Origin of the sequence: Sedimenticola thiotaurini, from assembly GCF_001007875.1 — a bacterium.
Lineage (GTDB): Bacteria > Pseudomonadota > Gammaproteobacteria > Chromatiales > Chromatiaceae > Sedimenticola > Sedimenticola thiotaurini.
In genome coordinates this window covers 344,104-363,510 of sequence record NZ_CP011412.1, presented here as the reverse complement: position 1 = coordinate 363,510, position 19,407 = coordinate 344,104, and the positions used below count along the sequence as shown (strand labels likewise).

General features: G+C 53.9%; 19 protein-coding genes. 4 read left to right on the top strand and 15 right to left on the bottom strand.

Going from position 1 to position 19,407, the window contains the following annotated elements:
- The first annotated feature begins 9 nt into the window (after positions 1 to 9).
- From folE2 to idi, 3 genes are all read left to right on the top strand, one after another.
- On the top strand, positions 10 to 822 hold the full coding sequence (folE2, locus tag AAY24_RS01565) for a GTP cyclohydrolase FolE2 (RefSeq protein WP_046858185.1): 813 nt from the start codon (positions 10 to 12) through the stop codon (positions 820 to 822).
- Positions 823 to 888: 66 nt separating this feature from the next.
- Positions 889 to 1,212 (top strand): hypothetical protein, encoded by a 324-nt coding sequence (locus AAY24_RS19075; protein WP_199930455.1) that lies wholly within the window; start codon positions 889 to 891, stop codon positions 1,210 to 1,212.
- A 45-nt stretch (positions 1,213 to 1,257) separates the two neighbouring features.
- Positions 1,258 to 1,755, top strand: coding sequence for an isopentenyl-diphosphate Delta-isomerase (gene idi / locus AAY24_RS01560; protein WP_046858184.1), 498 nt, complete (start codon positions 1,258 to 1,260; stop codon positions 1,753 to 1,755).
- Positions 1,756 to 1,825: 70 nt separating this feature from the next.
- On the opposite strand, the gene AAY24_RS01555 is transcribed toward idi, so the two are convergent.
- The 5 genes from AAY24_RS01555 to AAY24_RS19070 form a co-directional block, all read right to left on the bottom strand.
- Complete coding sequence (locus AAY24_RS01555) at positions 1,826 to 4,234, bottom strand: heavy metal translocating P-type ATPase (RefSeq protein ID WP_052760991.1); 2,409 nt, start codon at positions 4,232 to 4,234, stop codon at positions 1,826 to 1,828.
- Between the two features lie 47 nt (positions 4,235 to 4,281).
- A complete protein-coding gene (cyoE, locus tag AAY24_RS01550; RefSeq protein WP_046858183.1) occupies positions 4,282 to 5,139 on the bottom strand; it encodes a heme o synthase in 858 nt (285 codons plus the stop codon).
- A gap of 160 nt (positions 5,140 to 5,299) precedes the next feature.
- Positions 5,300 to 6,802, bottom strand: a complete 1,503-nt coding sequence (locus AAY24_RS01545) for a cbb3-type cytochrome c oxidase subunit I (protein ID WP_082116978.1) — start codon at positions 6,800 to 6,802, stop codon at positions 5,300 to 5,302.
- Positions 6,803 to 6,833: 31 nt separating this feature from the next.
- On the bottom strand, positions 6,834 to 7,259 hold the full coding sequence (locus AAY24_RS01540; protein ID WP_199930453.1) for a cupredoxin domain-containing protein: 426 nt from the start codon (positions 7,257 to 7,259) through the stop codon (positions 6,834 to 6,836).
- A 1,157-nt stretch (positions 7,260 to 8,416) separates the two neighbouring features.
- On the bottom strand, positions 8,417 to 8,575 hold the full coding sequence (locus AAY24_RS19070; RefSeq protein WP_199930452.1) for a hypothetical protein: 159 nt from the start codon (positions 8,573 to 8,575) through the stop codon (positions 8,417 to 8,419).
- A 139-nt stretch (positions 8,576 to 8,714) separates the two neighbouring features.
- Between AAY24_RS19070 and AAY24_RS01535 the strand changes: the two genes are divergently transcribed.
- Complete coding sequence (locus AAY24_RS01535; protein ID WP_046858181.1) at positions 8,715 to 9,389, top strand: hypothetical protein; 675 nt, start codon at positions 8,715 to 8,717, stop codon at positions 9,387 to 9,389.
- A 110-nt stretch (positions 9,390 to 9,499) separates the two neighbouring features.
- On the opposite strand, the gene AAY24_RS01530 is transcribed toward AAY24_RS01535, so the two are convergent.
- From AAY24_RS01530 to sfsA, 10 genes are all read right to left on the bottom strand, one after another.
- Positions 9,500 to 9,826, bottom strand: a complete 327-nt coding sequence (locus AAY24_RS01530) for a hypothetical protein (RefSeq protein ID WP_046858180.1) — start codon at positions 9,824 to 9,826, stop codon at positions 9,500 to 9,502.
- A gap of 54 nt (positions 9,827 to 9,880) precedes the next feature.
- The gene (gene ccoS, locus AAY24_RS01525) at positions 9,881 to 10,096 is read right to left on the bottom strand and encodes a cbb3-type cytochrome oxidase assembly protein CcoS (RefSeq protein ID WP_046858179.1); all 216 of its coding nucleotides are present in this window, start codon (positions 10,094 to 10,096) and stop codon (positions 9,881 to 9,883) included.
- Positions 10,097 to 10,124: 28 nt separating this feature from the next.
- Positions 10,125 to 12,566, bottom strand: a complete 2,442-nt coding sequence (locus AAY24_RS01520; protein ID WP_234422223.1) for a heavy metal translocating P-type ATPase — start codon at positions 12,564 to 12,566, stop codon at positions 10,125 to 10,127.
- Between the two features lie 231 nt (positions 12,567 to 12,797).
- Positions 12,798 to 13,292: a FixH family protein gene (locus AAY24_RS01515; RefSeq protein ID WP_046858177.1), complete on the bottom strand. Its 495-nt coding sequence runs from the start codon at positions 13,290 to 13,292 to the stop codon at positions 12,798 to 12,800.
- A gap of 99 nt (positions 13,293 to 13,391) precedes the next feature.
- Positions 13,392 to 14,825, bottom strand: coding sequence for a cytochrome c oxidase accessory protein CcoG (gene ccoG, locus AAY24_RS01510; RefSeq protein ID WP_046858176.1), 1,434 nt, complete (start codon positions 14,823 to 14,825; stop codon positions 13,392 to 13,394).
- A 419-nt stretch (positions 14,826 to 15,244) separates the two neighbouring features.
- A complete protein-coding gene (ccoP, locus tag AAY24_RS01505; protein ID WP_046858175.1) occupies positions 15,245 to 16,087 on the bottom strand; it encodes a cytochrome-c oxidase, cbb3-type subunit III in 843 nt (280 codons plus the stop codon).
- Entirely contained in the window at positions 16,077 to 16,289 is a 213-nt protein-coding gene (locus AAY24_RS01500) for a cbb3-type cytochrome c oxidase subunit 3 (protein WP_046858174.1), read from the bottom strand. Before AAY24_RS01500 ends, ccoP begins: the two co-directional genes overlap by 11 nt.
- Positions 16,282 to 16,974: a cytochrome-c oxidase, cbb3-type subunit II gene (gene ccoO / locus AAY24_RS01495; protein ID WP_046858173.1), complete on the bottom strand. Its 693-nt coding sequence runs from the start codon at positions 16,972 to 16,974 to the stop codon at positions 16,282 to 16,284. Before ccoO ends, AAY24_RS01500 begins: the two co-directional genes overlap by 8 nt.
- Before the next feature lie 14 nt (positions 16,975 to 16,988).
- Complete coding sequence (gene ccoN / locus AAY24_RS01490; RefSeq protein WP_046858172.1) at positions 16,989 to 18,422, bottom strand: cytochrome-c oxidase, cbb3-type subunit I; 1,434 nt, start codon at positions 18,420 to 18,422, stop codon at positions 16,989 to 16,991.
- Between the two features lie 232 nt (positions 18,423 to 18,654).
- Positions 18,655 to 19,401, bottom strand: coding sequence for a DNA/RNA nuclease SfsA (sfsA, locus tag AAY24_RS01485; RefSeq protein WP_046860922.1), 747 nt, complete (start codon positions 19,399 to 19,401; stop codon positions 18,655 to 18,657).
- Positions 19,402 to 19,407 lie beyond the last annotated feature (6 nt).

Here is a 19,407-nt window from a genome sequence, read left to right as displayed (position 1 = left end):
AGAAATTTAATGAGTAACCTTGCTCCCGTCCTTGAAGACATTCAAAGCAGCGCCGATGAACGGCAGATCCCCATCAACAAGGTAGGCATCAAGGGGATTCGTCATCCGGCACTGGTCAAAGACCGCAGTGGTGGCGAGCAGCGCACCATTGCCGATTTCAGTCTCTATGTCAGTCTGCCACAGCACTTTAAAGGCACGCACATGTCACGCTTTGTTGAGATCCTCAACGAGCAGGAAAAGGAGATCACGGTGCGCTCGTTCCATGAAATGCTGTTCAAGATCAGCGAGCGGCTGGAGGCGGAAAGCAGTCATGTGGAGATGCATTTCCCTTACTTTATCGAAAAATCCGCCCCGGTATCCGGGGTAAAAAGCCTGATGGATTATGACATCAGCTTCCTGGGCGAGTTAAATGAAGAGGAACTGGCGGTGAGTATCAAGGTCGCGGTACCCGCCACCAGTCTCTGTCCCTGCTCCAAGGGGATTTCCGAATACGGCGCGCACAATCAGCGTTCCATGATTACGGTCACCGCACGCATCGACGGATTCATCTGGATCGAGGAGCTGATCGACCTGATCGAGGGACAGGCCTCCTGCGATCTCTACTCGGTGCTGAAACGCCCGGATGAGAAGTACGTGACGGAAAAAGCCTACGACAATCCCAAGTTTGTGGAGGATATTGTGCGGGACATTGCCAGCCGGCTGAATGCTGAAGAGCGCATTACCGCTTATAGCGTGGAGTCAGAGAACTTTGAGTCGATCCATAACCATTCCGCCTATGCATTGATCACCCGGGACAAGTCACTCCCGACATCAACTTTTTAGACAGCCACCAAAATCAATCATACGGATCATATTAACTTTAAAACCAACAAGAATCGGAGGTATTGAATGTCCGCAACCTACCCGGAAGATAGCGTTCTCAGAAGACACGCCATGGCGGCAGAACAGATGATGGGAAGCCCGGGAGTCGGCCACCCACCGACAGACTCCGTGCTGTTACGGCACTACCGGCAGTTGATCGACAGCCTGAGCGCTTCGGAACCGGCCAGCTACCGGGCCCAGACAACTGCCAAAGCCACAGTCGAACCAAAGCCAGCGGCAGCTACTGCCCGGCCCGCAGTTCAAGCAGCACCCGCAGCATCCGTGCCAGCCGCAACGACGCCGCCCAGTGGTGGATTGATTGGTTTTTTCAAGCGCTTATTGGGCTTCTGAATAAGCGTGAAGCAGACAGGAAACTGGATTGGACAGGAGTTTCACGTGGATGAGTATGTTGTACTGGTAGATGACCAGGACCGGCAGATCGGTATTAGAGAAAAAATCGAGTCACATCGCCAGGGCTTGCGGCACCGGGCTTTCTCGGTAATCCTGATGGACGGTCCCAACATACTGCTGCAACGCAGAAGTGGTCACAAGTATCACTCGGCCGGTTTGTGGGCAAATGCCGCCTGCGGTCATCCAAGGCCGGATGAAAATCTCCCGTCCGCCGCTCACCGAAGGTTGAATGAAGAGATGGGCATCCAGTGTGATCTCACCTGGAAAGCCGTCACCCATTACCAGGCCGACGTGGGGAAAGAGATGACCGAGAACGAAATCGTTCATCTCTTTTTCGGTAACTATACCGGCCCAGCCTACCCCAACCCGGACGAAGCGGATGATTGGGGCTGGTTCCGGTTGGATTCCATACGCGAACATATTGAATCCGCCAGCTGTTACAGCTACTGGCTCAAGGAGTACTTCAGGCAACGGCTCATCTGAGCCGTCAGTTGTCTGTCACCCGATCCGATCGCATGCCAGGCGATGAAACCTACCGATTAACCGGCTTCGGCTACACGCGGTGATTCACGGTTTCCAGCGGTAACTTATCGCCCAGCCGGGACCAGTCCTCAATCTTGTGTAACCTGTCCTGCTCTGCTGCGTCCGTGGCAAGCGCCCAGCCCGCTCTTTCCAGGCTGCGCGATGAATTCCAGACCACCAGAAAGCTGCTTGATGCCATGGCCAATGCGGCAAACAGCGGGTTCAGCAATCCGGACAGGGCCAGAGGTATGGCGATGGCGTTATACAGCAGCGCCCAACCGATATTCTGTCGAACCCGCCGCCGCACACTGTACAACAGGTCCAGAGCGATACTGACCCGGTCCAGCCGATCACCCGGAATAATCAGGTCTGCCGCTTCCGCGGCCAGCGAGGTTGGCACACCAAAGGCAATACCCAGATCCGCCGCTGCCAAAGCCGGTCCATCATTACTGCCATCGCCGATCATGATCACACCGCCTTTGTCCCGGAGTTGACCGACAATGGCCGCCTTGGATTCAGCGGGAATGCCGGCATGACAGGTGTCGACCCCGGACTCATAACCGTCGGTGTGTTCAGCCCCGGTCAGCATCACCACTTCATAGTGGCGACGTAATCTGGCCACAAAGGGGCGCCACTGGGGACGCGGCTGATCGTTCGTGACAATCGCACCAACCGCCTGTCCCTCCCAGCCCACGTAAGAGACCACGCCAGCGGCAGAAACCGAACGGAGCTGCGCCTGAAGCTGATCCGGTATGCTCCATCCCAACAACATAAAGAGCGCCCGGCTGCCCACCGCCACCCGCTTGCCTTCCACCATTGCCTCGGCACCCTTGCCCGGGTGTATGGTCGGGTCTGACGCCCCGTAACGGTCATCCAGTCTGCTGATCGCGGCGGCCACCGGGTGTTGTGAAAAACGCTCGACCGCGGCGGCATACCATGCGGCCTCCGCCGGGCCGTAGACTGCGCTGACCTCCATTTTGCCGGTGGAGAGGGTACCCGTCTTATCCAGTGCGACCGACTTTATAGCCGCTATCTTTTCGTACACCGACGGCCGCCCGATGATAATGCCGTGTCTCAGTGCGGTGCTGACGGCGACGGCGGTGGTCAGGGGTACCGCCAGGCCGAAGGTACAGGGACAGGAGACAATCAGCGTGGCCAGTCCGGCCAACAAGGCCGTTCCAGTATCAGCACCTTGTAACCACAGACCGGTTGTGATCGCGGTGGCCAGAAACAGCACCAGCGGCACAAATACCCTGGCGAATTTATCCGCCAGGCCCAGCAAGCCACCGGAAGTACTTTGCACCCGCCAGAGGATGCGACTGAGCGCCTCCATCTGGCTCTCCACCGACTCGCCCACCATCACGGTCAGTTCACCCTCAACCAACCGGGTACCCCCCAATACCGGCTCGCCAATGTTCCGTGTGACCGGATGGGGCTCGCCGGTCATGAGCGATTCATCCAGTGCCCCTACCCCACTATGGATGGTGCCGTTAACCGGTATGAACTCCCCCTGCGATACCAAAAACCGGTCACCCGGACGCAGTGTGGCCAAGCTCCTTTCAACAACCTGCTCACCCTCCAGTACCTTTATGTGCGGATTCCAGGCAGAGATTATCCGTGACAGCTCCGCCGTTGCGTTTAATTTGGCATTCTGTTCAAAGTAGCGCCCGGCCGTAACCACCGTGACGATCACTGCCGCCACATCAAAATAGAGATCATGCGAACCGATCAGCATCTGGTAGATGCTGTATCCATAGGCCGCCAGAATAGCGATAGCCAGCAGGTTGTCCATATTGAGGGCGGCTGCCCGGATACCGATCCATGCGCCCCGCAGTATGGGAAAACCGACATAGAAGATCAGTACTGTCGTCAGGATAAACATCACCCGGGGCGCGGCATAGAACGCCAGCCAACTCATGGACTCCAGATCCTCCGGCGGCACCAGGCCCAGATTGCTGGGATAGAAAAAGGCCAGATACAGCATCATCACCATAGCGGCCAGGCTGACACCGGTGAGCAGTCTCAACAACGAGCGGTTGTCCTCCCGCTCGGCAGCCGCTTCCGAGCGCAGGCCTACCTGATAACCCGCATGGCTCAACGCCCCTGGCAGCTCTGACTCCTGAATCAGATCGGCATCGTAGATCACCTTGGCGGTGGAGGTGGCATAGCAGGCAGTGACATCCATCACCCCCCTGACCCGTTCTCCCAGCTTCTTCAGCATCAATTCGCAGGACGCACAGTGCATCCCCTCGATTCTCAGAAAGGCTTCCTTACCCTTGGGCTGGGGATCGCTCTTCTGCGCTCTGTCGGACCGGTAGGCGTTAAAGACCGCCTCGCCAAAGTGACTGTAGACCGCGCTGCACCCGAAGCAGCAGAAGTCGTAGCCATCCTGCTGCACGGGGGGATTGGGAGTCGGCAAACCACACAGTTTGCAATGCATGACCACTCCTTGTTGCTGCCGGTCAAGACAACTATGGGATTTCCGCATCACGCCAACAACAACCTGTCGATCAGGGTTCCGGCCAGTAACAGGGAGAGTTGAATCAGCGAGGCGAAAAAACTGGCCATTGCAGGTTTGCGTCCCGCATCCTGAATCATCTTCAGGTTTCGATAGATAAAGTAGCCGCCACCACTCACCGCGCCCAAAAGGTAGATCCATCCCATGCCATAGAAATAAGGCATGATCGAGATAGCCACCAGGATCAAGGTATTTCCAAGGACCACCCTGGCCGCGTATCCATTTCCGGCCACGGCGGGTAACATGGGTACACCGGCGGACATATAGTCCCGGTTCTGGGCGATCGCCAGGCTCCAGAAATGGGACGGTGTCCAGAAAAACAGCACCAGGGCTAGTTGAATGGGAACCGGGGTCAATACCGGATCGACAGCCGCCGCACCGGCCAGCACGGCGAAACTGCCCGATGCGCCACCGATGACAATATTCATCCAGGTACGGCGCTTTAACCAGACCGTGTAAACCACCGCATAAAAAAATGCGCCCAGAAAAATGTAGAGTGCCGCCATGCCATTCAGTACTACTGCGGCAATGGCCACGCTGACCAGCAGCAAACCGTTAATAACCCACAGCCAGAATGGCCCCTTGGTGAAATAACCGGTGACGAAGGGTCGGTTACTGGTACGGGGCATCAGCCGGTCGAGATCCGCTTCATAGTACTGGTTGAACGCCCCGGCGCTGGCGGCGGCCACCAACACCGTGATTGCCAGCACCAGTGTTTCCGTTAGCGAGACTGTTCGCCCCGGCGTTGCTGCCATTGCCACGAGGGCCGTTAACATCATGATGAAACCTATTCGCAGTTTGAACAGGTTGATAAGTTGCTTGATCATGCCATCCACCTTGCTCCTCACTTCCGGCTCTGACGGCCGGTTATTTGACGGGTCGTGAATTATGTCGATGCGGGCAGGCTCTAGGAGGAATCGACCTGCCCGCTCGACAAGCGCAACACGGGAGTGTGTTGCGCGCCCACAACCGGGATCAGAAACGACTTCAGGAGATTGATCTCGATTTGAAGAAGTTCTGCATATAGGTGAAGAATCCGGCCATCAGGAAAAGACCGAATACGAGAATAGCGACACCCGCGATTGTCCAGCCGATGGGACCGGCATCCCACTCTGCGAAACGCCTCGGCATACCCATTGCCCCACCGGCTGCAAACGACAGCAGCAGTCCGATCGCACCAATGGTGTAGAGGGTGACAAACCGGTTACCCAGTTTTTTATCCAGCTTTTTACCGGTGATAACCGGATAGTGGTGGTACAGCACCCCCATCCACATCAGGCACATGGCGATCAGTACCGACATGGCATGACCACCCACCCAGATGGTGCCGTGAATGTGGGAGGAGACCGCCACATTACCGGCAACCATGGCGTTGATACCATCCATGATGTAGACCACGAAGCCCGCCAGGATGGCCATCAAGCCGGGTTCCGGTTTGATGCCGTGCTTCCAGATGGTTGCCAGTATGGTAAAGATGGAGAGTGCGGCACCAATACCGGTTGCCCAGCTCATAAAGTTGCCGTGGTAGGCCAGTGCGGAGGGCAGACCCGGGTTGGTGGTATAGAAGTGATGGAAGAATGAGGTAACCGAGGTTACCAGCAGTATCCAGAGCGCCAAGTTTGCCAGTTTGTCACTGTACAGCTTGCGTGTGCCATCCGCCAGATAGAGTGGCAAGGTTGCATAGACGGCACTGATAACCATGATCGCCATGGCTTCCATCAGGTTATGGGCGAAGATGTAGAACACGTACTGGAACACCACCGGCTCGGTCGCCCAACTGATCGCTTCCAGGGATACAAAACCATAGAGCCCCAGCAGGATCGAATAGATAACCACCATCAACGGAGTCCCGGTAACCAGCAGGATCATGATGGACATCACCATGCCGAGCATGCCCGGATCCTTCAGGGTACGGGCCGACAGGAGCAGCTCTTCCCGCTGTTCACCGAAAAACGACATACGGATAATCTGGATCGGATACAGGAAGATCATTGAGGTCAGTACCATGGCGATACCGGTAAAGCCGAGCACCACCATCCCCATGCTCCACTGACCCATCTGAGCGCCCACCAGGGGTAGCGGATACATGATGGTGTAGGAGATCTTCAAGCCACCCAGCACGGCCAAGGTGAGCAGCAGCGCCCCGCCATTCATGCAGATATAGATCGCGGTTGTCAGCTTGCCGGAAGCCGATTTACCCATGCAGCCACCGGAGCGATGCAGACTGATCCCCATCATGAACTGGAACAGGAAAGGGAACGCTAATGCAGCACCGTGCAGTGTAATCGCCGTGTAGAACAGGTTGGTATCCAACCCGCCGAATTGAATCACCGGCATCAGGAGACCCAGCAGGATGGCTACGATCAGCCAGACCAGTGATGTCATGATCATCATGGCGGGCCAGGTGTTGATATCAGAGAGCCCTGTACTCTCATCCACATCAAACATGCGTCCCAATACGGGAGTGCGTCTTATTGTTGCTGTTAACATGTCAAATTCCTCTTATCATCTTGCGCCGAGCCTAAGCGTCTTTTTTCACCACTGTCAGTTCATCCTGCATACCGTGATGGGCGATGCCGCAATACTCCAGACAGCGCACTTTGTACTTACCCGGTTCAGTGAAGGTGTAGACAAGCGAGGCAGGCTTCTCCAGGCCTGGGATCAGCATCATGCTGAAGAGTATTTTTCCGTTCGGATGGTAGACCGTGAAGCCGTGCATCGTGTCGGCGCTCTTGGCCGAAAAGCGCACCGGTTGCCCCACTTCAAACTCCCGATCGGAGATTTCATAACTCCAGGAGCGGGCGGTCACATCCACGTTCTGGATAACCGGTGCTGCTTTTTCCGCCGTGGCGGTCCGGGACATGGGCATGTAGGTAATGCTGAGAAAGTTGACCACGATAAAGAGCACAACCACCGTGCTGATCCAGCCGATCTCTGTACGTGTCATCTTCCTGGATTCGGTGCCGGCTGGCGTCGGATCTGCGAAACATTTTTGATATACGATATAGGGAAAAACCATTAAAAACGGGATCTGAAACAGGAGCATCAAGGTGAATGCGCCCCACCCCGTCTGGTAGATGAAATCAAGCATTTTCTGATACCTCATCAATGATTAAGAGACAAACGAACCCCCACAGCCGACATACCATTGCTGCCAATGGCGGACCGTTATTGGATAACAGCAGAAATCGAACGAGCGGTGGATTAACCGGGTTCAGTTGCAAATATCAAAGCGAATGGCATGAAACATCCTCCTCAAGGTGACTGTTTTTATAAATACGCTGTCTGGCATCCCTGCAGTGCTGTCGATTCTTGAATGATCAACTTAAATATCGAATGACCTCCATGGGTCCATTCCGGACAGGTATGTGCGTAAAACTGCTTCCCGCAACGCAAGCAAACCCACCTTAACCGTCCAGCTATGCAAGTTATGTACCGCCTTTTGTTATCAGAGTGGCCCCGGATTCCTATAAAAAGTTAAGACTGATTCCATTCCTTAAAAAATCATTATGATTTTTATGGTATTTTTTTATTATGGTTATTTAATAACTACATAATCACGTAGAACTACGTATTGAAAATCACGTCTTGCTAGGAATCTCCATGATCCATTTCCATCCCATATCTGGCACAGGATGTCACAATCATCACGGAGTTTTAAAAGAATACTGGTACAGTAAGCAGACCTTTGCAAAGAAGGGGCGTACTTGCTAATTGCTGTCCCGTTATAGCTGTTCACCTGGGACCGGAGGCTACCACAACCTGGCCGCACTGTTACCTGTTTATCCAAATCAATTAGTTACATAAGCAACCTTATGCGATAACTTGAAAAACGACGCAACCGGCTGACCAGCTTTATTAATCCTTGATGATCGACTGGTTGGCAAGTCGACGATCAAATGGAAGCAGTCACAGGGCAGGCTGAATTGAGAATGTGAAATTGGCAGGAGAAAAACGCCAGGGAACAGGAGAGAAGGAATAAGGCGTACCGATCCCTATCAGCTGGTTGGATTACCCCGCCCTTACTGGGAAGTCCGGGCGGTGCGATTACACGATGAGCCAGGTAAGAAGCGGGATTGGACCAATGCAAGCCTGCATTTTCGCTCAGGCGCTCTCATCGGTCTGTTTTGCTTTATGGCGCGCGTAAAAATAGATCACCAGATTCTTTGACCCGAACATGACCGTGACAAAGGCCAGACCAATCAGAAAACCGATCCAGGGCTGATCCTTTAGCAGGTTAATAAACCAGAGTGTGTTACCCATTATCGTCGCACCATATTCTCAAGAACCATTGTCGGGTAGAATAACAGCCTGACAGGATGGCCGTAATGATAATTCGCAACCATTCCGCTATTCCATATATTGCTAACGAATCAGAGTTCATCCACAGGCAGGAGAAACAGTGGAACGCAAAATCTTTCTCGGCATACTCATCGCAACCCTGATCGCACTGGCTGCCGCCATTCTGCTGCCTGGCGGGCGCAAGGTGGATGAACACCCGAAACTCCCATGGAACACCCAGGTAGACGCCCAGGGCAATCTTTCAGTTTTCAATATCGTGCTGGGAAAGAGCGATCTGGCCCAGGCACGTGAAAGTTTTCAGGATAAGGGCAAAGCCAATCTCTTCCTGACTCCGGACGATCGTTATGTAATTGAAGTCTATTTCCAGAGCATCTATCTGAGCGGATTAAAGGCCGATGTGGTCCTTACCATGGATCTTCCTGAAGCGCGCGCCAAAGCTATGTTTGAACGGGGCGAACGGATCAGCAAACTGGGCACCGGAGCCAGGAAAGTAGACCTATCCAGTAGCGACATGGAGCAGCTGGCCCGGGAGAAGGTTGCCTTTATCACCTATATCCCCGCCGCTGATCTCGACGAGGAACTCATCAGCAGCCGCTTTGGTGAGCCGGATCGCAAGATTCAGGAAGCAGAGTCGTCAACCACACACTGGCTCTACCCGGAAAAAGGCCTGGACATTGCCGTCAACCCGGACGAAAAAGAGGTGTTTCAATACGTCAACCCGGCTGATTTTGGGCAGATTTTAAAACCATTGGTTAAGTCGTCAGAAAATCAGTAGGTTCCGACTGGATAGCGCCCCCGGATAACCTGGAGATGGGCAAGAAGTGGGTCGACCAGCCTTGCTGCTTTCGATCTTAACGGTGATCCCTAACCGGTCAGTCCGTGGAATCAGCTGCTCCGGTCCTTGGAAAGCTCATCCTGGATATAACGCCGGACAAGGCTGTAGCCGTTCAGCGTCGTCACCAACAGCCAGAACAGGATAATCACCGCCAGTACCAGTACCGCGGCCATCAGTTTGGGAAACAGGAACGCCACCACCACGGTTATCAGGACAACCAGCAGCGTCACTACCGCTGCCCGTCTGAGCATGCCTTTCAGTACCGCATCACCCTGTGCAGGCGTGCTGACGCCGGCTTCCTGCAGTGAACGCCTGAGCGATTCGTAACTGCGCTGCTGTTTCTGTTCTACCCGACCAAACGGGTCATTGAGGTTCACTGCTACGGCCCGCCCACTGAAGCTGGAGAGAAATCATCCATCCTTGACTGTGACTTAATCGGTTTTATCCGACTTGTCACCGTTGGCATCCTGAGAATTTTTATCAGGCTGGGTCGGTTTGGTCTCAGTGAGGTCATCATCCATCAGGATGCGACTGGCCTCGCCTTCCAGATCATCAAATTGCCCGCTTTTCGCAGCCCAGAAAAATACCACTACCCCCACCAGGCCCAGTATCAGCATGCCGGGAATCAATCCATAGATTACATCCATGCGGCCACTCCAGTTTCGAAATAGTCACTCATCGTTGTTCGCCTCTAAACAGGGTGCGGATGCGTGCAGCATTGCCTATTACCAGCAGGGAACTGATCGGCATCGAAATAGCCGCCACCAGCGGTGTCACCAGGGCAGACATCGCCAGCGGTACCATGATCAGATTATACGTGATTGAGATGCCGATGTTCTGCCGTATTGTGCGCAACGTGCGTCGGGACAACCCGGAAGCCAGCCGCACCTTTTTCAGTTCGCTGCTCATCAACACGATATCGGCGCTGGCAATGGAGACATCGGTGCCGGAACCCAGGGCGATTCCCACATCGGCCCGTACCAGCGCCGGTGCATCGTTTACACCATCACCCACCATGGCCACCTGGTGGTCGTTTTTCTGTAAGCTGGCGATAACCTGGTCTTTCTGCTCCGGCAGCACTTCGGCAATCACGTCCATATCCCCCAGCCGGGCAGCTATTGCCTCCGCAGTACGCTGCTGATCACCACTCAGCATGGTCAGCTCCATTCCAGCCGCCTTAAGATCCGCCACCAAGCTGGCCGCATCATCTCTGAGCGGATCCTCCACGCCGACCAGGGCACACTCCAGACCATTCACGGCGCAGTGCAGTGAACCGGTGCCGAGCTGACCCAGCTGATCCGCCAACTCCTGGAATTTTGCTTCTCCTGTCACTCCGTTTTCCTTCAACCAGGCCGGATTACCGATCACCACATCTGCACCATTAACCCGTGCCGAGACCCCATAGCCGGGACGGTTAACAAACGCTTTTCCCTGTAACTGCTGCCTTTTCAAACCGATCGATTCAGCACACTCCACCAGGGCAGTGGCTACCGGATGTTCAGAAAATTGCTCGACCGCCAACAACTGCCCGAGTAACTGGCGAACTTCCTGATCCGCCGGAGTGCCCGGTCTCCACAGCGTATTTTTGGTCTGGATCACCGTAACCCGCATCGCGCCTTCCGTCAGGGTGCCGGTTTTATCAAATACAAAATGATTGATCGATGAAAAGCGCTCCAGCACATCGCCATTTCTGATCAGGATCCCGTAACGCGCTCCCAGGCCGGTGGCCACGGCAATGGACATGGGGGTCGCCAGTCCGAAAGCACAGGGACAGGTGATGATCAGCACGGCCGTTGCGGCCATCAGAGCCGTCTCAAAGTCAGTTTCCAACCACCAGAAGAACGTGGCGGTTGCCAGCCCGATGGTGATAGCGACAAACCAGGGCACAATCCGGTCTGCCATACATTGGATGGGCGCCTTACTGGCCTGAGCCTCTTCCACCAGGCGAATGATCCTGCCAAGGGCGCTGTCTTTCAGCAGCCCGGTCACTTCGACCTGCAGGGCACCATGGCCGTTGATGGTGCCTGCGGAGACGGTCATCCCGGTAGTTTTGGTCACCGGCACCGATTCACCGGTCAGCATAGCTTCATCGACAGCACTTTGACCTTCCAGAATCACGCCATCGACCGGAATCCGTTCACCTGGTCTGACCAGGACCCGGTCACCCGGTTTGATCGAACGTATGGGTACCACCTTCTCCCCTTCCGCTGACAGCCGTGTCGCCACCCGGGGTTGCAGATCCAGCAGCCGCTGGGTGGAGGCCACCGCCTGGCGCTTGGAAATCGCCTCCAGATAGCGTCCGACCAGGATTACGAAAATGAAATTGACCACTGTGTCATAGTAGACTTCGCCGGTGGTGGTACCACTCAGCATCACGTAGATGGAATAGAGATAGGTGATACTGGCGCCAATCGCTATGGGCACATCCATACCCAGGTGGAGGTTTCTCAGCCCGGACCAGGCCCCCTTGAAGAAGGGATAACCGGAATAGATCAGGGTGGGGGTTGCCAGGAAAAAGCCGACCCACTGAAACAGCGTACGGAACTCACCCTTGTCTGCCCCGCTATAGAGCGCAATAGAGATCCATAACAGGTTCATCATGGTGAAACCGGCAAATCCCATGCGATAAAGCAGGTGCTGGTTTTCACGTTTGAGCCGATCCTCGGCGGCATCCGGATCGTAGGGCACTGCGCCGTAACCGATCTGGCCCAGGCGTCGAATAATGTCAGAGAGTTTGAGGCGACTGTTATCCCAGGACACGTGCAGTCGCCTACCGGACAAATTAACCCGCGCCTGTGTGACACCCGCCATGTTCAGCAAGGAATGTTCGATCAGCCAGACACAGGCGGCGCAGTGAATCCCCTCCACCAGCAGATGGATATCCCGAGTCTCACCCAGGCTATCCACGAACTCTTCCTGTACCTCATCCAGATCATAAAGGGCCAGCTGTTTGGGCAGTTCAGGAGGTGGGGCGAGCGCTGTACCATCGCCCATCCGCTGATAAAAGCCATCCAGGCCAGCGGCATAAATCGCCTCACAAACAGACTTACAGCCGTTACAACAGAACTCCCGTTGCTCACCCTTGATGAACGCCACTACTTCTTCATCAACTGGCACCGGAAGTGTGCAATGAAAGCACTGTTTAGAACTATTGGCACTCACCTGGAGGAACTCCCCACTAACATATGATCAACTCTTCAACAGGCCTGGCCGAATGCGACCACTCACCTTTTCTTTCTTTACATAAGAGTATGCCGGGCATCTCTGCCCGGCCGGGGGAATTTTGATGTCACAGAGAGACAGCCGTGTAATGGACCGAGCAGTCAACCCAACCGTCAGTATAACGGCTTAGTTGACGCCCGCACTAACCCTGTACGGCAGATTATATTCATCATCCCCATGCTTCGCGCTGATAAGAATATCCCACACGCCCAGTTGGGGGAAGCTGACATTGGCTTCATAGACGCCGGAATCGGTAGCTTCCATTGGGATGGAAAAATCCAATTTTGAATTGGCCGGCCGATAGGCATAGAAAGTGACCAAATCGGGGGCTACCGGATAGCCGTCTGAACCAGTAATCCGAACACCATAACGGGCCGGAATGCCGACGTCGACGCGCTCGGGAGCAATCACTTTCATTTCCCAGCCGGGATCACGAGCTTGCCGTTTGAGCATGTTCTTTTCATAATCCTGCCCACGCTCATAGTAGTCATCCACCACCAGCCCTGGGTTGTTGGTCAGCGCCAGGTAGATCATCACCCCGTTGGCCATCAGAAACACCACTAACAATCCGATCCAGCCCTGTACCCACGGATTGCGCCAGGGAGATTGCTTTTCAGTCATCGTCGTCACATCAGCCTCTTACAGCTAGAGTCCGGAATAGAAATTCCGGACTCCTGCCTACTAGTAATCCACACACCTTGAAGAGAGGGTGTAATATCGTTACTGCTTTGGTCCGATGAATACACTTTCTCGTTTACTGACCAACCGCTTGCCGGTTTTATCCGTAGACTCGGCATAAAACACCAGTGGTTGAGACTCAACCTTGAGTTTGTCACGTGGAATACGCACAAACACAGTTCGCGGTGTCACCGCACCTTTTCGCGCGGTGACCGGTTCATCTGCACCTACCAGAACCGCCCCGTCCACTCCCGGAACAGTAATGCTGACCTTAAGATCTTCGGTCAACTTGTTCAATACCTTGATGGTGTATTTATTCTGGATTGAGCCATCACTCTGCAGCACGTAGAGTGGCTGCCGGGAATGAATCACCTTGATTTCAATAGCGTCCAGCGTAGCCATGCCATACCCAATACCGGTGATAGCCAACAACAACACCAGACTGTACACCCACACCCGCGGCCGCTTGTGCATGGGCCGGTTCTCTTTGCCGTTCAGCATATCCAGCGACTCATAGCGGATCAATCCCTTTGGCCGCCCGACCTTTTCCATCACCGAATTACAGGCATCAATACAGAGGGCGCAGGTAATACACCCCTCCTGCTGCCCCGCCCGAATATCTACGCCGGTGGGACAGACCGCCACACACTGGTTGCAATCGACACAATCGCCGGTGGAGCTATCGGCATCTTTAGCACCTTTTTTAACCCGTCCACGGGGTTCCCCACGATGGAAATCGTAAGTGGGAAGCACTGTGGTATTGTCGACCATCACACCCTGAATACGGGCATAGGGACAGAGCCAGAAACAGGCCTGCTCACGCAGATAACCGGCCAGCACATAAGTACCCGCGATGAAAAGCAGGATCGTGATAACTGCCGTAGGAGCAAGATTAAAGTTGACCAGATCAATCCACAACTGGTAGGCATCCGTAAACCAGGCCACGAAAGAGATACCGGTCAGTGCGGCAATAACTATCCAGATCAGATGTTTGGTCGCCTTGATTCTCACCTTGGTGAGGGTAAGGGGCCCCTGATCCAGCTTCTTGCGTTTCTGTGGCGGCCCCTCCAACTTCTCTTCAAGCCAGGTGAAAACGTCAGTCCAAACTGTCTGAAAGCAGAAAAAACCACACCAGACCCGTCCGGCCAACGCCGTCACCACCGCTAGCAGAATGGCAAAGAAAAGCAGCAGCAGGGAGAGCATCCAGAAGTCCTGCGGCAGAATTGTTACGCCCAGCAGGTGAAACTGTCGATTTGGGATATCGAAAAGAACCGCCTGACGGTCATCCCATCGAAGATAGGGGCCGAGGAAAAAGGGAACCCACACCAGGCTGGCTATCCATTTCCAGATACGCCACTTACCAGGAACACGCTTTGCGTGGATCTTCTCCTCACCCGTATTAATCTTCCAGTGACCCGCTTCCGCATACAATTCATCAACTACTGCATCATGTTTTGATTGTGGATTGCCACTCAACGAAATCACTCCTCTAAAACACTTGTAGACCGCCTTGCATACTCAAAGAAATGCACGACATACAATCGCAATGAACCGTAAGTATAAGTCTACTGGAAGGGCAGGTTTGGAAAAATGCGATTTGTCAATAATCGCCCTGCATTATATCACCAATAAAAAAGGGGGTTCACCCCCCTTTTTTATACACCTATGAATTTAATGGATTTATTTTCTATGGTTCTCTGCGTCCCTATCGATAAACCCCTTCACCTTGAAGCCCAAATAAACAACGATCACTACGCAAATTGCGACAGAAACTACAGACCCAATTACTACTGCATCAACATTCATCATATACCTCCGCAGATATGTACTACCTGAATGTTCACCCTGCCGTCAGAAGAGCATGCTCTCCCGGCGGCAGGGTCTAACGCGACCGCTTACTGTCCACCGCCTAACTTGTAGACATAAACAGCGAGCTTCTTGATGTCATTCTCCGACAGACGATCACCAAACTTAGGCATTTCTGCCTCACGGCTCAGAGGATCGCTTGCGTCATTAACACCATGTTTAATGGTCTGCTTGACGCTGGCCAACTGATCATCCGCCTTGAAGCGCCACACCGCATCGGTGAGATTTGCTGACCCGAGGGCCTGCATACCTTTGCCGTCGGGACCGTGACAGGCGAAGCAACCCTTACCCATGAACAGGGGCTCAGAAGCCGGATTGCCAGACATCACCGCAGCAGCCAGCTTATCGATCTCCTCATCGGTCAGCAGCTTGGCATGCGAGGTCATAATACCCTTCCTGCCATTGGTGATGGTCTGCTCGATGGTTTCAATTGCTCCACCGTAAAGCCAATCATCATCAACAAGCACCGGGAAATCAGGACCACCCTGGCCGCTGGAGCCGTGACAAGCAGCGCAGTTATCACCAAACAGCACTTTGGCTGAGGCAATCGTGTAACTGGTCAGGCCCTCATCCGCCAGAATCTCCTTTGCGGTCATGCCCTGCAGCTTGCTCTCCCAGACCGAACGAACCTGCTGAACTTCATCCAGGCCTTCCTTGTACTCGTTAATCTGAGTCCAGCCCATGATGCCCTTGGTATAACTGTTCAGACCCGGCCACATGGGATAGAGGATGCCATAGGCAATCCACCAGAGAATCGAAGCCCAGAAGGCGATCATCCACCAGCGTGGTGCTGGATTATTCAGTTCCCGCAGATCATCGTCCCAAATATGACCGGTATTGTTTTCACCCGGAAATGGATTTTTATCCGCCATTTTTATCTCCGCTATTTATCTGTTCATCATCCAATGGGATGTACTTTTGTTTTTCAAAGTGATCCCGTTTCTTTGGACGCAAGACATAAACATACAGACCAAGCATTAACAGGAAGATGACCACTGTAAGGATGGTGCCCACCCAATCACTGGTGGTCATCGCCTGAAAATCGGTCGCGAAATAGTCCTTCAGACTATTCACGATAGACCTTGCTTTCGTCCAGATTCACCATGGTTCCGAGTACCTGCAGGAATGCCACTACCGCATCCTCCTCAGTCTTTCCTTTCAACTGCTCAGGAGCTGCTTCGATATCGGCATCGGTATAGGGAACACCGAGTCTCTGCATGCCACGCATGTGAGCCTGCATGGTTTCACCATCTAGCATCGCATGCTGCAACCAGGGGTAGTTGGGCATGACCGACTCGGGCACAACGGAGCGAGGCGCACGCAAGTGCTTACGGTGCCAGTCATCAGAGTATTTGCCACCCAGTCTCGCAACATCCGGACCGGTACGCTTCGATCCCCACTGGAAGGGGTGGTCGTACATCGATTCGGCTGCTAGCGAATAGTGGCCATAACGCTCTTTCTCATCACGGAACGGACGAACCATCTGTGAATGGCAGAGATAGCAACCCTCGCGGATATAAACATCACGTCCTGCCAGTTCGAGCGGAGTGTAAGGACGCATGCCGTCACCCGGCTTATGATCAGCCAGGGTCTGTCCAGCCTTACGCTGCCAGACAATCTCGGGATGCTTGTTGTACTCCATGGTGTTATCCAGGTAGAACAGCGGCACAATCTCAACGATGCCACCTACACTGAGCACCAGTGCCAGCACAACCAGCAGGCCCCAGATGTTCTTTTCCATTTTTTCTTGCATTGACATTTCCAAACTCCCCCTTAAGCAGTCGCAATTGCGGTGCGTGCCTGCTGCACACTACCCTGGGCTTTAGACTGAAGCACGGTCATGACGATATTGAACACCATGATTGCCGCACCGGTCAGGAAGACCATGCCGCCAATGGCGCGCATTGCGTAGTAGGGGTGCATAGACTCAACTGATTCTGCAAAGGTGTAGGCCAAGGTGCCGTACTCATCATAAGCACGCCACATCAGACCCTGCATGATACCGGACACCCACATGGCGACGATGTAGATCACCGTACCGATGGTGGCGGTCCAGAAGTGAGCATTGATCAGCTTGGTAGACCACATCTGCACATGGAACACTTTGGTCATCATGTGATAGATGGCACCAATACCGACCATGGCGACCCAACCCAATGCACCGGAGTGAACATGTCCAACTGTCCAGTCGGTGTAGTGCGAGAGGGCGTTAACAGTCTTGATCGACATCACCGGACCCTCAAAGGTCGACATGGCGTAGAAGGCCAGAGAGATGATCAGGAAGCGGAGTACGTAGTCGGTACGCAGCTTATCCCAGGCACCCGAGAGGGTCATCATGCCGTTCACCGCGCCACCCCAGGACGGGATGATCATGGCCAGAGAAACGGCTGCACCCAAAGAACCGGTCCAGTCAGGCAGTGCGGTGTACTGCAGGTGATGCGCACCCAGCCAGACGTAACCGAACATGAGTGCCCAGAAGTGGATCACTGACAGACGATAGGAGTAAACCGGGCGACCGGCCTGCTTCGGCACGAAGTAGTACATGATACCCAGGAAGCCGGCAGTCAGGTAGAAACCTACCGCGTTGTGTCCCCACCACCACTGGATCATGGCATCCTGCACACCTGAGAACAGGGAGTAGGATTTGAACATACCGACCGGAATAGCCAGGCTGTTAACCACGTGCAGATAGGTGATCATCACCATCATGCCGAGGAAGAACCAGTTCGACACATAGATGTGTGAACTTTTGCGGTTCGCAATCGTCATGATGAAGTTGATGGTATAGGAGAGCCATACGACCGCAATGGCGATATCGATAGGCCACTCCAGCTCGGCGTACTCTTTGCTCTGGGTGATGCCCAGCGGCAGGGTGATTACTGCGGAGACAATAATCAGGTTCCAGCCGATAAAGGTAAACCAGGCCAGTTTGTTACTCCAGAGACGAACGCCACAAGTGCGCTGCACTGAATAGAAGGCCGCTGCCATCAAGACACAGCCGCCAAACGCAAAGATCACCGCGTTGGTGTGTAAAGGACGCAGGCGCCCAAAAGTGATGTACGGTATATCAAAGTTTAACACCGGCCAAGCCAACTCCGAGGCAATATATACCCCGACGAGAGCGCCTACCAACAAGTAGACAGCAGCCATGACGGTGAACCAGCGTACAACACCCAGGTCGTACTTCTGTTCAGCTACGGCGTCCATGAACCCCCCTTTATTTACCAAGTTAAAAAGACAATTACCAAGCACTGATATTCAAACCGGATAATTCATCCGGTTATTCCCAAAAATTGGGGCTATAAGACACCTGCGCGTGATATTTGTCAAGCTCCAATGTGTACTTTATCAGTAATTTCAAAAATCTAACTTATTGTTTAACAAGTAATTATTGATACATGTGAGTGAAATGACCTATATCAATGAAATGGCGCATTTTTTAAACTCCCCTTGAATTCTGACTATTAGTCCCAACGCGAGATCCCAGCTCGAACGCCAACGGGCGACTTAGATTCAGCTGGCCTGGAGAGAACTGAACCCCATACGCCAGCACCTCGACACCCGCCTCCACCGCCTCCACCAGGGTTTCGGCATACGCAGGGTCGATATCCCAGGCCGGCTCCACACGCTGAACACCACTATGGGCCACGTTAAAGAACAGTACGCTACGCTCCCCCGACTCCACTACTGCCATCAGTTCCCGCAGATGCTTACGACCCCGACTGGTCACCGCATCCGGGAAAGTACCCAGACCGCCCTCTTCCAGCAGCGTCAGGTTTTTCACTTCCACAAAGCAGTTTGGTAAGCCCGGTTCCGATAACAACAGATCGATGCGACTCCTTTCCCTGCCATAGGGACGCTCGGTCTGAATTGTGGAGTAGCCCTTCAGCGCCTCGATACGGTTCGCCATAATGGCTTCCCGGACCAACTCATTGGCCCGACCGGTATTGATGCAGGCGAGATAACGCCCGGCAACCTCCACCAGCTCCCAGCGGTAGCGCAATTTTCGTTTTGGAGAATTTACATCCTGCAACCAGACCCGACTGCCTGGTTCGGCACAATTTTTCATGGAACCGGTATTGGGGCAGTGGGCAACCACCACAGAGCCGTCGGCAAGCTGTACATCGGCAAGAAAGCGTTTGTAGCGACGAACCAATCGACCTTCCAGCAAATCAGGGAGATTCACCACAGC